The organism is Micromonospora sp. CPCC 205558, assembly GCF_036902955.1.
Classification (GTDB): Bacteria; Actinomycetota; Actinomycetes; order Mycobacteriales; family Micromonosporaceae; genus Micromonospora.
The window spans coordinates 40,213-54,123 of sequence record NZ_JBAKHR010000032.1 but is presented as its reverse complement, the minus strand read 5'-3'; the positions used below and the strand labels follow the sequence as shown (position 1 = coordinate 54,123).

General features: G+C 71.0%; 12 protein-coding genes. 3 read left to right on the top strand and 9 right to left on the bottom strand.

Features of this window, described 5'->3' with window-relative positions; genetic code table 11:
• Window positions 1-2: 2 nt before the first annotated feature.
• The 5 genes from V6U86_RS28070 to V6U86_RS28050 all read right to left on the bottom strand — a co-directional run bounded on the left by V6U86_RS28070 (window position 3) and on the right by V6U86_RS28050 (window position 6,207).
• Complete coding sequence (locus tag V6U86_RS28070; protein ID WP_334508391.1) at window positions 3-1,295, bottom strand: glycosyltransferase family 4 protein; 1,293 nt, start codon at window positions 1,293-1,295, stop codon at window positions 3-5.
• 146 nt (window positions 1,296-1,441) lie between these two features.
• Window positions 1,442-2,437 (bottom strand): 1-aminocyclopropane-1-carboxylate deaminase/D-cysteine desulfhydrase, encoded by a 996-nt coding sequence (locus V6U86_RS28065; RefSeq protein ID WP_334508389.1) that lies wholly within the window; start codon window positions 2,435-2,437, stop codon window positions 1,442-1,444.
• On the bottom strand, window positions 2,434-3,654 hold the full coding sequence (locus V6U86_RS28060) for a GNAT family N-acetyltransferase (RefSeq protein WP_334508387.1): 1,221 nt from the start codon (window positions 3,652-3,654) through the stop codon (window positions 2,434-2,436). Before V6U86_RS28060 ends, V6U86_RS28065 begins: the two co-directional genes overlap by 4 nt.
• Window positions 3,647-4,687, bottom strand: a complete 1,041-nt coding sequence (locus V6U86_RS28055; RefSeq protein ID WP_334508385.1) for an ATP-grasp domain-containing protein — start codon at window positions 4,685-4,687, stop codon at window positions 3,647-3,649. Before V6U86_RS28055 ends, V6U86_RS28060 begins: the two co-directional genes overlap by 8 nt.
• A gap of 380 nt (window positions 4,688-5,067) precedes the next feature.
• Window positions 5,068-6,207 (bottom strand): DegT/DnrJ/EryC1/StrS family aminotransferase, encoded by a 1,140-nt coding sequence (locus V6U86_RS28050; protein ID WP_334508384.1) that lies wholly within the window; start codon window positions 6,205-6,207, stop codon window positions 5,068-5,070.
• Between the two features lie 195 nt (window positions 6,208-6,402).
• Between V6U86_RS28050 and V6U86_RS28045 the strand changes: the two genes are divergently transcribed.
• Window positions 6,403-6,531 carry a hypothetical protein gene (locus V6U86_RS28045; protein ID WP_334508382.1) on the top strand — a complete coding sequence of 43 codons (129 nt, stop codon included), beginning with the start codon at window positions 6,403-6,405 and terminating at the stop codon, window positions 6,529-6,531.
• The gene (locus tag V6U86_RS28040) at window positions 6,519-6,767 is read left to right on the top strand and encodes a DUF389 domain-containing protein (protein WP_334508380.1); all 249 of its coding nucleotides are present in this window, start codon (window positions 6,519-6,521) and stop codon (window positions 6,765-6,767) included. The genes V6U86_RS28045 and V6U86_RS28040 overlap by 13 nt, the downstream gene beginning before the upstream one ends.
• On the opposite strand, the gene V6U86_RS28035 is transcribed toward V6U86_RS28040, so the two are convergent.
• The 3 genes from V6U86_RS28035 to V6U86_RS28025 all read right to left on the bottom strand — a co-directional run bounded on the left by V6U86_RS28035 (window position 6,697) and on the right by V6U86_RS28025 (window position 10,947).
• Complete coding sequence (locus V6U86_RS28035) at window positions 6,697-7,164, bottom strand: hypothetical protein (protein ID WP_334508378.1); 468 nt, start codon at window positions 7,162-7,164, stop codon at window positions 6,697-6,699. The two genes, V6U86_RS28040 and V6U86_RS28035, sit on opposite strands and share 71 nt — an antisense overlap.
• A gap of 24 nt (window positions 7,165-7,188) precedes the next feature.
• The gene (locus V6U86_RS28030) at window positions 7,189-8,073 is read right to left on the bottom strand and encodes an aminoglycoside phosphotransferase family protein (protein WP_334508420.1); all 885 of its coding nucleotides are present in this window, start codon (window positions 8,071-8,073) and stop codon (window positions 7,189-7,191) included.
• A gap of 288 nt (window positions 8,074-8,361) precedes the next feature.
• Window positions 8,362-10,947 (bottom strand): Tex family protein, encoded by a 2,586-nt coding sequence (locus tag V6U86_RS28025; RefSeq protein ID WP_334508375.1) that lies wholly within the window; start codon window positions 10,945-10,947, stop codon window positions 8,362-8,364.
• A 239-nt stretch (window positions 10,948-11,186) separates the two neighbouring features.
• On the opposite strand from V6U86_RS28025, the gene V6U86_RS28020 reads away from it, so the two are divergent.
• Window positions 11,187-12,698 carry a deoxyguanosinetriphosphate triphosphohydrolase family protein gene (locus V6U86_RS28020; protein ID WP_334508372.1) on the top strand — a complete coding sequence of 504 codons (1,512 nt, stop codon included), beginning with the start codon at window positions 11,187-11,189 and terminating at the stop codon, window positions 12,696-12,698.
• 62 nt (window positions 12,699-12,760) lie between these two features.
• Here the strand turns inward: V6U86_RS28020 and V6U86_RS28015 are convergent, their stop codons facing one another.
• The gene (locus V6U86_RS28015; protein WP_334508369.1) at window positions 12,761-13,906 is read right to left on the bottom strand and encodes an MBL fold metallo-hydrolase; all 1,146 of its coding nucleotides are present in this window, start codon (window positions 13,904-13,906) and stop codon (window positions 12,761-12,763) included.
• Window positions 13,907-13,911: the final 5 nt, after the last annotated feature.

The following is a 13,911-nucleotide window of genomic DNA, read 5'->3' as shown; positions in this document are numbered from 1 at the left end:
CATTACGGCTTCCTGTTCCCACGCGCGTTCCTGCCCCGCTGGGCCGCTCTGGCGAGCAGGTCGGCGAGGACCGGCGCATTGCTCGCCTCACTCATGTGGGTCAGGTAGTACTGGCGTCCGGCCTCTCCCATGGCCCGTAGTCGGTGCCGTGGCGTGGCCCTGGCCGACCGGATGACCGCGGCCAACGCCTCGGCGTCGGCCGGCGGGGCGGCGAAGCCGGCCTGGGCCTCTCGCGCGATGCGCCCCACATCACCGGGCGCGCAGGCGAGCATGGGTTGACCGCAGGCGAGGATGGACTGGGTCTTGCTGGGCAGGGTGATCCGGAAAAGCGGCTCGTCCGCCAGGCAGATCAGGTTGAGGTCGGCGGCGGCCATGCGAGCGGCCATCCGATCCGGGGGGACCGGATCGAGGAAATGGACGTTGCCTAACCGGTTGCGTTCCGCACGGGTGATCAACCTGTCCTTCTCCACACCGTCGCCGGCCAGGACAAGATGAACGTCCGGCATGTCCCGCAGCCGAGCCATGGCGTCGACCACGACGTCGAGTCGCTGTGCCGCGCCGAGGTTGCCCCCGTACAACAGCAGGAAGTCGTCGTTCGTCACACCCAGGCGGCTCCGTAGCCCGGGTTCCGGCTCGGTCGGCTGCATGATCTTTTCGTCGGCCCAGATGTAGACCACTGAAACCTTCTCGGCCGGTACTCCCCGGTCGATGACGATGTCCCGCAGGCCCGGAGTGGGAACCGTCACGTGGTCGGCCCACCGGTAGGTCCGGTCGGTGAAGCGGTTCAGCACCGTCTCCGCGACACGCCGGGTCGGCCCCTCGGTGAGGAAGCCGGTCGCGAACACGTTGTCCGGCCACAGGTCGATCACCATCGTCACGTACGGCGTCCGCCAGCGAACTTTCGCCATCATCGCCGCAGCGGTGGCAGTCACCGGCGAGGAATACACCAGTGCAACGTCCGCGTCCCGCAGCACGCTCGCGCCGAGCAGCGACGAGGACGCTGCCCAACTCGCGTAGTTCACCGCCCGGCCGAGCGCTGACCGATCATGGCTGGGATAGAGCGGCGTGCGGAGAACACGCATCCCGTCATGCACCTCGACGCTGCGGCGCCGCGCCGAGTAGCCCTCGTGCACGATGCCCCTCGGGTAGTTCGGCACGCCGGTGAGCACATCGGTGACGAAGCCCTGCTGGCGCAGCGACGTGGTCAGACGTTCGGGGAGGGCGGCGGGCTCCGGAGGGAAACACTGGCTCACGAGTGCGACCCGGTCGGGTCGTTCACGGAGGGCGGAGGTCACCTTGATGGACGGACCCTCCGCCCCTCGCGCGGGACCAGACGCCGAAACCTCTGGCACCTGATCGCCTCGATCGAGGTCACCCTTCACGTTCCCTCCTGTCTTCGCGTGAGTCCGCTGTCGGACGTGAGATCAACCGGCCAGCTCGTCTACCGCGGCTCGGGATCCCCGCCGTCACGGGTCATTCCGGCGCCGCCTCGGGACAGGTCGGTCAACTGGTTCATCAGCCCACCGGTGTGCCAGAAGACGACCGTCGCCTGCGGTGGTATCGACCCCGATCGGGTCAGTTCGGTCAGGCCGCGGAACGCCTTGCCGGTGTAGGTGGGATCGAGCGGCAGGCCGAGCCGCCAGGCCTGGCGGACCGTCTCCCGGGTGCCCGCCTGCGCCATCCCGTACCCGCCGTCGACGAAGTCGTCGAGGAACTCGACCGGCACCTCGGCGTCGAGCCAGGACAGGGCCTCCCGTACGGCGGCACCGCCCCGATCGGCGGGGCGGGCAACCGATATCCCGACGACCCGGGTGCGACAACCGGCCCGCGCCAGCCCGGCGACGAGGCCGGCCTGCGTGGCGCCGGTGCCCGAGGCCAGCACCACCACATCGGGTGCGGAACCGAGCTGCCCGAGCAGTTCGGCGGCGGCCTCTGCGTACGCCTCAACGCCTGATCTGGTGTGACAGCCGCCAGGGATGACGTGGACGGTCCTGCCGGATCGCGTCCGCAACCGCCGCAGCGCCTCGATGCGGTCCCGCACCTCGGTCAGGCGCACGAGGTGCACCTGGGCGCCCAGGGCCTGCGCCATCCGTATCGACAACGCTTCCGACGATGCGTCGGACCGGCTGTGGAGGACCAGGTCGACGTCGAGGCCCAGCCGGGCACCGATCAGGGCGGTGGTACGACAGTGGTTGGAATCCACGTCGCCGGTGGTGACCACCACGTCGCCGGGCCGGACCGCGCGGGTGGACAGCTCCCTGGTGAGCTTGCGGACCTTGTTCCCGGGCAGCGGAAACGGAAGCAGGTCGTCCCGCTTGACCAGCAGACGGACACCGAGCTGGTCACCGATCCGCTCCCAGGACTCCACCGGGCTGGGGAGAAGCCGGTCGGTCGTCACGGGGCCGGCGTTGCCCGGCTGGTTCAGGGTCGCGGTCATCCGACCGGAATCCTCGCGGACGGCACCGTCGGGGCCTGCGGGCCCCGGGTGGCGGCGAAGCGCTCACGGGACAGCGTCATGCTCCGTCGACCGTGGTCGGTCGCGGTCTGCTGGAAACCGAGCGACTGGTAGATCCGGCAGGCGGCACGATTGTCCTGGTGCACGGTGAGAGTGATCTCGTCGAGCGCGAGCCGGTCGAACGCCCACTGACAGACCATCCTGCTGGCCGCCCGCCCGACGCCCCGGCCATGCTGCTCCGGATCGAGGAAGACGTAGAACTCCGCCGTACCCGGCCCACGGGGGATGAGGCCGGCCATCCCGACCGCTCGGGCGCCGGTCGCCTCGATGACAACCAGGTCGTGGCGGTCCGCTTCCTGGCGTACGCGGTCGAACCATTCCCGGGTCGACGTCGGGGTGACCGTCTCGATCCGGGTGTGCAGCTGGGTGCGAGGGTCGTTCATCCATCTCACCCGGTCGTCGAGGTCGCTGGTGCGAAGCCGTCTCAGGGTCAGCCCGTCGAGGATCGGGTAGGTGCGTTCGGAGTCCAAGGGCTCTCCGAGTTCGCCCGGTATGACGACGACGTCCCTGCGACGGACCACCTGTGAGAGCGTGCGCCAGAGGATGAGCAGGTCGGTACGGAGTGAGGCGTTGGTGACGTAGTCGACGTCCATGCGGAGGCGGTCGTCCCACCCCAGGTGGTTGCGTCCGCTCACCTGGGCCAGCCCGGTGATACCGGGTCGTACGACGTGACGCAGCCGCTCGATCTCGCGGTAGTGGGGCAGGTAGCGGGTGAACAGTGGGCGTGGTCCGACCAGGGACATGTCTCCCCGTAGCACGCTGAGCAGTTGCGGCAGCTCGTCCAGGCTGGTGCTCCGCAGGAAACGGCCCAGCGGGGTGAGTCGCTGCCGGTCGTCGCGCCCGGTGGATGGCCCCTCCCGGGCCGGGCTCATGGTTCGGAACTTCAGTAGCTCGAAGGGGACCTCGCGGTGCCCGAGCCGAGACTGACGGAAGATGACGGGTCGCCCGTCGGACAGCAGGATCGCGACGGTGACCCCGAGGAAGATCGGCGCGGCCAGCAGGAGCAGAAGTCCACCGCAGACGATGTCCATGCACCGCTTGGCGCCGCCGAGACGTCGGATCCGTTTCCGTTCCGATCTGGAGAGACCGGCGTGCTCGATCTCGTCGAGTGGCCTGACCGGGCCCTGTTGCCTAGTCAAGGTCGCCCCCCGTCACCGTTGTCAACGCCTCGTACTTCGCGCTCGTGACGCCCGGCCTGGCGATCAGCCACTTCGGGTCGTGTTCCGCGTCGCGGTTCCACGCCACGTAGCACGCGGGTATGTCCGCGCCCGCCAGGTGGTTGAAGGGGTAGCCGCCACCGAAGCGCGGGTTGACGTCGATGACCCAGGGAGTGCCTTCGGCGTCGACGATGGCGTCGATGTCGATCAGGCCACGGGCGCCAATCGCGACCGCGATCCGCCGGCCGGTGTCGGCGAACGGTCTGGGGTCGACCGTGACGGCCCGGTCGGTCTCGCCGGCGCGCATGTTGAGCTTGCGCCGGGCCAGGCACGCCAGGTGCCGGCCGTTGAAGTCGCCGACCGCGTCGATGCCGTACTCGACACCGTGAATTCGGCGCTGCACGACGACCAGGTCGTAATCGGGCGCGACGCTGTCGGACGGCAGCCGACCAAACTGGTCGGGGGCGGTGAGCGCGCTTGAGCGGATGTGTCCCTGCACGTCTTTCGCCGTGCAGAAGATGAGGCCGGACGAGCCGTTTCCGTATCGATGCTTCACGACCAGCTCATGGCCGAGCTCGTCAATATGCGCATTCGACAGCAGTTCGGAGCCGAGACGGGTGGCCGGGGTCGCGATTCCGGCGGCCGCCGCCAACTCACTGAAGCCGTACTTGTCCTCGATGATGCGCTGCGAGTCGAGGCCGAGAGTCAGCGCCCGGGTTCCGGCGGCTCGCAGAATGGCGGCCGGCTCGCCCGCGAGAGCCGACAGTTCATGGTCGTGCAGGGGGATCAGCAGGGATATTTCGCGCCGGACGCATTCGCGGGCCAGGACGGTGAGGTAGTCGGCCGATCGGCACCCGGGGAGTTGGACGAAGTCGTCGGCCGCCGCCCGGGCGGGTACTCGCGGGTCGCAGTCCGCAACGTAGACACGTCCGGGCTTGCCGGTCCTCGCCAGCGCCTGCGAGAACCACTGGACGAGATAATTTCGGCGTCCGGCCGATGTCAGTAGGACATTCATCAGTTCCTTCTCCGCTCCCTGCCGCCGACGAAGGGTCAACGGGCCTGGCCGAATCGGGTTCGTGCGCTGGTCACGCGGGCTTGGTCACATGCGCGTGCGCGGTGGAAACCACATCCCGACCGGCGTTCAGCGCCAATCCCGTGGGCAGGATTGCGACGCTCGACGAACTTCTCTTGTGTGAAATCGGCGTTCTGCCTGGACCGGTGTCTTCCGCGCCGGTACGGCTGCGCACTGCCAGACGTAGGCCGTCGGAGTTGAGGGCGATCGACCCTCCAACCCACCGACTATTGCTGGCTAGCTCTGTTCTAACAGATGAAATCGCCCTTCGGGTGCGAAATCGGTGCAATCGTTCATCTGTCGGACGATCGCGGGCCGAGCGTTCACGAGCGCTGGCGCAGGAAGCTGTGGATCTCGCCGGTGATCCGATCGATCTGCTTCTCGTTGAGCGACGAGCCGCTGGGTAGGGTCAGTCCCCGGGCGAAGAGTCGATCCGCGGCACCGGTGAGCCGTGCCTCGGCAGCGGCGAACAAGGGCTGCCGGTGCATCGGCTTCCAGGCCGGCCGGGTCTCGATGTCGGCCTGAGCGAGATGACGTGCCAGGTCTGCGGCCTGCCAGCCGCTGAGCTCCGGGTCAACCGTGATGACGGTGAGCCAGCAGTTGGTACCCGGGTCACTCTCGGCCAGCACCTCGACGCCGTCGACCGAGGCGAACAGCTTCGAGTAGTGCTCCCGAAGGTGGCGCCGACGGGCGGTCATCTCGTCCAGCCGAGCCAGTTGAGCCCGGCCGAACGCGGCCAGGACGTTGCTCAGCCGGTAGTTGAAGCCCATCTCGTCGTGCTCGTGGTGCTGGGCCGGAATGCGGGCCTGGTTGGCGCGGTGGCGGGCCCGGGTGATCAGTTGCGCGTCGTGGGAGAGCAGCATTCCGCCGCCCGAGGTGGTGATCATCTTGTTGTGACTGAAAGAGAGCACCCCGGCGTCTCCGAAGGAGCCGGCGCAGCGCCCCCGGTATGTCGAGCCCAGTGCCTCCGCCGAATCCTCGATGACCCGCAGTTCCGCCTCCCGGCAGAGCTCCAGCAGAGGGTCGTAGTCGACGCAGGAGCCGAACATGTCGACCGGCATCACCGCGCCGATCCGCCGTCCGGCCCTGCGCAGGTCGGCGATGACCTCACCCAGCAGGTTGACGTCCACATTGCCGGTGGCCGGGTCACAGTCGACGAAGACCGGAGTGGCCCCGGTGTAGAGCACGGCGTTGGCGGTCGCCACGAAGGTCACGGTGGGTACCAGCACGATGTGTTCCGGACCCACGCCGCAGGAGAGCAGGCCGAGATGCAGCGCGGCGGTGCCCGAATTGAGTGCCAGGGCGTACGGCACCCCGACCCGCTGGGCGATCTCCTGCTCGAAGGCGTCCACCTCTGGACCGAACGGCGTCGCCCAACCGCTGCGCAGCGCGCGCAGGACAGCAGCCTCCTCGGCGGGTCCTACATCGGGGGAGGACAGGTGGATGGGCGCGCGCATGGGCATGAACAACTCCTCGCGGCAGGTCGGTCGCCTATGCAGCACTCAACGATTCAATCTGTGAAGAGTTTCGCTATATAGCCAAATAACAGGTCATTTGGTGGATATTAATCGCCTTCACCGTGACGAATTGCGCCAGTCCAGGACCGGCGCTGTCGCCCAACCTGCACGGTCGGCTTCCTGGCTGCCATGGTGGCGACCGTGCTGAGCACCTGGGTGCTGACCGCCGCAGGCTTGGTCAGTCGGGAAATGCTGCTCGCCGAGCGCCCGCTCGCCGACTTCATCTGGCGGCCGAACGCGTTGTCCTGGTGGTCGGCATGCTCTCGTTGACGCCGAAGAAGTCGGGCAGTCTCGTCGGGGTGCCGATCTCGGTGACCACGCTGCCGGCTGCGGCGAACGTGGCGGTGGCCGCCGCCTATGGAGTGCGGGACGAGGCGGGTGGTTCGGCACTCCGGTTGGTGATCAACCTCAGCGCGATCGTCCTCGCCGGAGTGCTCACGCTCGCGGTGCAGCAGGTGTGGTGGTGGAACCTGGCTCGTCGGTCCCGTCGTCCAGCAGTCGGGTGAGCAGCGTTCGCAACGGGATCGACTCCCCGTCACGGCCGCCCGCGCCGACGATCAACGGCGCCGGGCTGGGCTCCGGGTCGGCGCCGAACAGCCGGGCCCGCAGGCCGCCCGGCACGGTCAACAGATAGAACCGGCCGTCCACGTCCACCGCCCGCGACCTGGCCCGGTCGACGTACCAGCCGGTCAGCCTGGTCCGGTAGCGCCCACGCCCGTTGTAACCTCGCGCGACCAGCCGGGTGGCACGCAGCCCGCGCCGAGTCGCCTCGGCCACGAACCAGGCCACCAGCTCCGCCGCCTCCGCGTGCTCGGCGGCCCGGCGCCGCGCGTCCGCGTCAGCGTGTGCCCGCACCGCGTGCCGCTGCTGATCCCGCCACTCCCGGCCGTCCCGCTCACCCACGACGCCGACGGTACGCGACACGGTTCAGTCGAGTACGGCCCGCAGCGTGTGCCGGGCGATGCCGGCCATCACCGGGTTGGTCTCGACGTAGTAGTGCAGCGCGTTGATCGCCTGCTCCAGGGCCCAGCCGCGCCCCCGCTCCCACGTCGCGTCGTCGACGCCCAACGCCCGCCGGTACGTCTCCCGTGCCTCGGTGCCGAGCAGGTTCCATGCCGGCATCAGGTCCACCGCGGGGTCGCCCACGGTGACCGCGCCCAGGTCGATGACCGCAGCCAGCCGGCCGTCGCGGACCAGCAGGTTACCCGGCATCAGGTCGGCGTGGATCCACACGTCGGCCGGGTCGTCCCGGCGTGCGTCACGGCACCGGTCCCACACCTCGGTGAGTCGCGCGGTGTCGGTGAGTTCGTGGCTGAGGGCGAGAGCCGAGCGCACCCCAGCGTCCTGGTCGGCCAGCGGCCCGCCCCGACCGGCTTGCGGCCAGGACCGGCCGCCGGTGTCGATGCCGCGCAGGGCGACCACGACACCGGCCAGGTCACGGGCGAAGACATCCGGGTCGCCCATCCGGTCGGGCTGGGCCGTCTCGCCGGGGATGAACCGGTACGCCGTCCACGGCCCGGGGTACCCGTCACCCGGCTCACCCAGACCCAGCGGCTCGGGCACCGCGACCGGCAGGTGCGCGCCGAGCAGTAGGGCGTGCTCCTGCTCGCGCCGCAGTTCCGCGCGAAGCTCGGGATCGGTCGAGGGGAGCAGCGGAAACCGCAGCACGATGTCCGGGCCGAGCCGAAACAGGGCGTTCACCGTGCCGCCCGAGGGGAGCGGCCTGACCGGCAGGTCCCGCCACTGCGGAAACTGCTCGGCTACCAGCGCGGAAACCACGCCCACGCTCACGTCCACCTGATCGGCGTGCATCCTCACCGCGAGATCATCACCCCGGACCTCGCGGCCACGCGAACGGATTTCCCGCCCGCCGTGCCGCCGCCCGCCGTGCCGCCGCCCGCGATCGTCCCGGCCGGGGTATGCCTCGACCGCGATGACTCCAGATCTTGGACAGTTTCCGTTCGGACGGAACGGAAACTGTCCAAGATCTGCTGTTCCTCGGCGTCCGGTGGCGGGCGCCAGCAAAGGCTTTCAGCCGATGCGCCGGGATGACCGCCCGTTTCGGGGCCTCCTGGTCGCCTTCTCGCGCTGGCTGGCGGGTCAGGCCAATCCGGCGCGGCGCAGGGCCTCCGCCATCGCGTCATTGGCCGGCGCTGGTGCGCCGTGGCGCTGCTGCCCGCCACGACCACCCTGCTGCCCGCCGCCACGACCGCCCTGCCCGGCACCGCCGCCCTGCCCGGCACGACCGCCGCCGCCGCCACGACCACCCTGCCCGGCACCGTGACCGCCCTGCCCAGCACGACCGCCGCCGCCACCGCCGCCGCCACCGCTGCCACCGCCGCCACCGCCGCCGCCACCACCGCCGCCGCCACCACCCTGGCCGCCACGACCGCCCTGCCCGCCGCCGGAACCGCCCTGCCCGCCGCGACCGCCCTGCGGCGCGCGCTGCGCCGGGCCGCCCCGCCCCTCCTGGTTCGTCCGACCACCGCCGCTGGCCGGCGGCTCGTCGTCCAGGCGCAGGGTCAGTGAGATGCGCTTACGCGGTACGTCCACGTCGAGCACCCGGACCTTGACCACGTCGCCGGACTTCACCACCTCGCGAGGGTCCTTCACGAAGGTCCGGGACATCGCCGAGACGTGCACGAGGCCGTCCTGGTGCACCCCGACGTCCACGAACGCGCCGAACGCGGCCACGTTGGTGACCACGCCCTCCAGCACCATGCCCGGGGTCAGGTCGCTGATCTTCTCCACCCCCTCGACGAAGGTGGCGGTGCGGAACTCCGGTCGGGGGTCGCGCCCGGGCTTCTCCAGCTCGGCGAGGATGTCGGTGACGGTGGGGAGGCCGAACCGGTCGTCGACGAAGTCGGTGGCCCGCAGCCCGCGCAGGATCGCGCTCCTACCGATCACCGAGCGCAGATCCTGACCGGTGCTGGCCAGGATCCGGCGGACCACCGGGTACGCCTCGGGGTGCACGCTGGACGAGTCCAGTGGGTCGTCGCCGCCGGGGATGCGCAGGAAGCCGGCGCACTGCTCGAACGCCTTCGGCCCGAGCCGGGCCACCTTCTTCAGTTCGGTACGCGACCGGAACGGCCCGTTGGCGTCCCGGTGCAGCACGATGTTCTCGGCCAGGCCGGCGCCGATCCCGGAGACCCGGGTCAGCAGCGGCGCGGAGGCGGTGTTGACGTCCACCCCGACCGCGTTGACGCAGTCCTCAACGACCGCGTCCAGCGACCGGGACAGCTTCACCTCGGACAGGTCGTGCTGGTACTGACCGACGCCGATCGAGCGCGGGTCGATCTTGACCAGTTCCGCGAGCGGGTCCTGCAGGCGGCGGGCGATGGAGACCGCGCCGCGCAGCGACACGTCCATCCCGGGCAGTTCCTGCGAGGCGTACGCGGAGGCGGAGTAGACCGACGCGCCGGCCTCGGAGACCATCACCTTGGTCAGGTTGAGCTGCGGGTGCCGGGCGATCAGGTCAGCGGCGAGCTTGTCGGTCTCGCGGGAGGCGGTGCCGTTGCCGATCGCGATCAGTTCCACCCCGTGCGCCCCGGCCAGTCGGGCGAGGGTCTCCACCGACGCGTCCCACTGGCGGCGCGGCTCGTGCGGGTAGATGGTGTCGGTGGCGACCACCTTGCCGGTGGCGTCCACCACGGCCACCTTCACGCCGGTCCGCAGGCCCGGGTCCAGGCCCATGGTGGGCCGGGTGCCGGCCGGGGCGGCGAGCAGGAGGTCCCGCAGGTTGGTGGCGAAGACGCGCACCGCCTCCTCCTCGGCCGCCTGCCACAGCCGCATCCGCAGGTCCGCGCCGAGGTGGATGAGGATCCGGGTACGCCACGCCCAGCGGACCGTGTCGGTGAGCCACCGGTCGGCCGGGCGGCCCGCGTCGGACACCCCGAACCGGCCGGCGATGGCCGCCTCGTACCGGGTAGGTCCGGTCGGTACGGCGTCCGCCTCGCCCGCCTCGTCCGGCTCCATCGTCAGGTCGAGCACGCCCTCCTTCTCGCCCCGGAACATCGCCAGGATCCGGTGCGAGGGCAGCTTCGGGTACGGCTCGGAGAAGTCGAAGTAGTCGGCGAACTTGGCGCCGACGGTTTCCTGACCCTCACGTACCCGGGACACCAGACGGCCCCGCGACCACATCTGCTCGCGCAGCGTGCCGATCAGGTCGGCGTCCTCCGCGAAGGTCTCGATGAGGATCGCCCGGGCGCCCTCCAGCGCGGCGGCGGCGTCGGCGACGCCCTTGTCCTCGTCGACGAACCCGGCGGCGACGGCTCGCGGGTCCTGATTCGGGTCGGCCAGCAGGGTCTCGGCCAACGGCGCCAACCCGGCCTCGCGGGCGATCTGCGCCCTGGTCCGCCGCTTCGGCTTGTAGGGCAGGTAGATGTCCTCCAGCCGGGACTTCGAGTCGGCGGCCATGATCTGCGCTTCCAGGGCCTCGTCCAACTTGCCCTGACCGCGGATCGACTCCAGCACAGCGGCCCGCCGCTCGTCCAGCTCGCGCAGGTAGCGCAGCCGCTCCTCCAGGGTGCGCAGCTGGGTGTCGTCGAGCAGGCCGGTGGCCTCCTTGCGGTAACGGGCGATGAACGGCACGGTGGCGCCGCCGTCGAGCAGCTCCACGGCCGCCCGCACCTGACGCTCGGCCACGCCGAGCTCGTCGGCGATCCGCTGATGAACAGACTGGGTCACGATCTCGATCCGCCTTCGACTCGATCCGCCTTCAAAGAGCGGGTACGCCTGCATTCTGCCGGGCGGCCCGGGGCGCTGTCGCCGCGCCCGACCGGGGCAGGGGACCGAACTGCCGCGCCGCCCGGCCGGGGCGGGGGACCGAACCGCCGCGCCGCCCGGCCCGGGCGGGGGACCGAACTGCCGCGCCCGGGCGGGGTGACCGGCGGCGGTCCCGGCGGGCCTGCGCTAGCGTGGCGATCATGGAATCTGCTGCGGAGCCGCGCGCCCGGCGGCTCTTCGGCGGCAGCGCCCGGGCCCTCGGCGACCTCACGGCCAACCCGTTCCGCGCCGACCGGGACCGGATCGTCGGCTCGCCGTTCTTCGCCCGCCTCGGCGGTGTCACTCAGGTGATCAGCCCGGTCGGCTCCGGGTTGCTGGTGCACAACCGGCTCACGCACAGTCTCAAGGTCGCCCAGGTGGCCCGGGCGGTCGCCGAGCGGTTGACCGCCGACGAGCGGTGGCGTGACCTGCTGGACAAGCTCGGTGGCTGCGATCCCGACGTGGTGGAGGCGGCGGCGCTCGCCCACGACCTCGGCCACCCGCCGTTCGGGCACCTGGGGGAGCGGGTGCTGGACCGGCTGGCCCGCCAGCGCCTCGGGCTCTCCGACGGTTTCGAGGGTAACGCGCAGTCGTACCGGATCGTCACCAGCACCGAGATCCGCGGCGCGGCCACCACCGGGCTGGACCTGACCGCGGCGGTCCGCGCGGCCATGTTGAAGTACCCCTGGACCCGCCTGGACCACCCCGACCCGCACCCCCGCACGATGGATCCACCGCCGCGCGGAGCCACCCCGCCGCCGGACGACCCGGACAGCGGCTCGTCGAAGTTCGGCGCGTACCGCACCGAGCTGGACGACCTGCGGCAGGCCCGTGAGCCGTTCGCCGGCCGCATCCCGGACTGGCAGCAGACCGTGGAGGCGTCCGTGATGGACACCGCCGACGACATCGCGTACGCCATCCACGACGTGGAGGACTTCTACCGCGTCGGTGTGCTCCAGCAGGGTTCGGTCTCCGCCGAGTTGATGGCCTGGCAGCGCGAGAGCGGGCACTTCCGGGCGATCACCGACGCGGCGTTGGCCACGGCGGCCCGGCGACCCGGGGCGGCGATCGAGCGGCTCCGCCGGCAACTGCACCGCAAGGACGCGTGGATCGCCGACGACGACGCGTTCGCCGCCGCCGTCGAGCACGTCCGTGAGGAGTTGGTCGACGGGCTGCTCGCGATGCCGTTCGACGGCTCCATCGAGGCCGAGCAGTACGTGGCGCGGTTCTCCGCCCGCTGGTCCACCCGCTTCGTCGAGGCGATAACCGTCACCGATCAGCCGTCGGTGCGCTCCGGGCACGTGCTGCTCGGCTGCGCGCAGTGGCACGAGGTGCAGGTGCTCAAGTTCGTCCACCACCGGTTCGTGCTGGCCCGCCCGGATCTCGCCCTGCACCAGCGCGGCCAGGCCCGGCTGCTGGGCACCCTGGTCGAGGCGCTCTGGGAGTGGCTGCTCGACCCGGAGGAGGAGTCCCGGCTGCCCCGCCGGTTGCACGACCTGGTCGAGTTGGCCGAGGCGGAGCTGCACCCGCGTACCCCGGACCGGATCGGTCGGGCCCGGGGACGGGCCATCGTCGACTTCGTCGCGCAGCTCACCGACGGTCAGGCGGTGGCGATGCTGGATGTGCTCTCCGGCCGGTCCGGCGCGCTCTGGACCGACGCGTTCGTGCTCTGACGGTTCGCGCTCTGACCTGACGTCAGGCCCAGGCGACGACCGGGCCCAGGCGACGACCGGGCTCAGGCGACCGACTGCCACCAGCCGTCGACGGCGGGCGGCTCGTCGACCACGACCCGCTCGCCGGGGCGGGGCACAGCGAGCCGCACGTCGCGCGCCTTCGCCTCCGCCCACAACCGGTCGACCGGCTCGGACCAGTCGTGCAGGGCCAGGTTGAACGTCGCCCAGTGCACCGGCACGAACAGCCCGCCGCGCAGGTCCAGGTGGGCGCTGACCGCCTCCTCCGGGAACATGTGGATCGTCGGCCAGGCCCGGTCGTACGCGCCGATCTGCATCAGCGTCACGTCGAACGGGCCGTGCTCGGCGCCGATCTCCGCGTACCCGTCGAAGTAACCGGAGTCGCCGGTGTAGAAGACCTTGCGGCGCGCCCCGGCCACCACCCACGAGCTCCAGAGCGTGCCGTCGCGGCGCAGCCCGCGACCGGAGAAGTGCTGGGCGGCGGTCGCGGTGATCTCCAGGCCGGCGACCTGGTACGACTCGGACCAGTCCAGTTCGATGATCCGCTCGGCGGGTACGCCCCAGCGGTCCAGGTGCGCGCCGACGCCGAGCGGCACCAGGAACGGCGCGGACTGCCCGGCGAGCAGCGCCCGCACGGTGGCCATGTCGAGGTGGTCGTAGTGGTCGTGGGAGATCAGGATGGCGTCCAGCGGAGGCAACTCGTCGATGCCCACCGGTGGTTCGTGCAGCCGGCGTGGGCCGACCAGACCCGAAGGGGAGCACCTGTCGCTCCACACCGGGTCGAGCAGGACCCGCCGGCCCTCGATCTCGATCAGCGTGGAGGCGTGGCCGTACCAGACGATGTTGAGCTCGTCGGCGGCCTCCGCCGCACCGGCGCTCCCGGTGGGGCGCAGCAGCGGCACGGGCGCGGTGGGACGCCGCTTCTGCTTGCCGAAGATCAGCTCGCGGACGAGGTTGCGCCCCGGCTCGGCGACCATCGCGCGGCTGCCGGACCGGTTGTGGAAGGTGCCGTCGCGGAACTGGGGCGAGCGGGCAGCCCGTTCGGCCCGCGCCCCGCTGAGCCGGCCACCGAGCGCCGCCGGCACGTCCCGGGCCACCCAGGCCAGGCCGGCCAGCGCGGCCAGGCCAGCCGCGCCCCGCATTCGCCGCCCGAGCGACCGTTCGACATCCGTGCTCTGCGCTCGTGCCATTGCCG

What these genes read in the sequence shown, in the direction of transcription:
- V6U86_RS28065 (WP_334508389.1), bottom strand. Translation starts at nt 2,437, where the DNA reads ATGACCGCGACCCTGAACCAGCCGGGCAACGCCGGCCCCGTGACGACC.
- V6U86_RS28055 (WP_334508385.1), bottom strand. Translation starts at nt 4,687, where the DNA reads ATGAATGTCCTACTGACATCGGCCGGACGCCGAAATTATCTCGTCCAG.
- V6U86_RS28050 (WP_334508384.1), bottom strand. Translation starts at nt 6,207, where the DNA reads ATGCCCATGCGCGCGCCCATCCACCTGTCCTCCCCCGATGTAGGACCC.
- V6U86_RS28040 (WP_334508380.1), top strand. Translation starts at nt 6,519, where the DNA reads ATGCTCTCGTTGACGCCGAAGAAGTCGGGCAGTCTCGTCGGGGTGCCG.
- V6U86_RS28030 (WP_334508420.1), bottom strand. Translation starts at nt 8,073, where the DNA reads ATGCACGCCGATCAGGTGGACGTGAGCGTGGGCGTGGTTTCCGCGCTG.
- V6U86_RS28020 (WP_334508372.1), top strand. Translation starts at nt 11,187, where the DNA reads ATGGAATCTGCTGCGGAGCCGCGCGCCCGGCGGCTCTTCGGCGGCAGC.
- V6U86_RS28015 (WP_334508369.1), bottom strand. Translation starts at nt 13,906, where the DNA reads ATGGCACGAGCGCAGAGCACGGATGTCGAACGGTCGCTCGGGCGGCGA.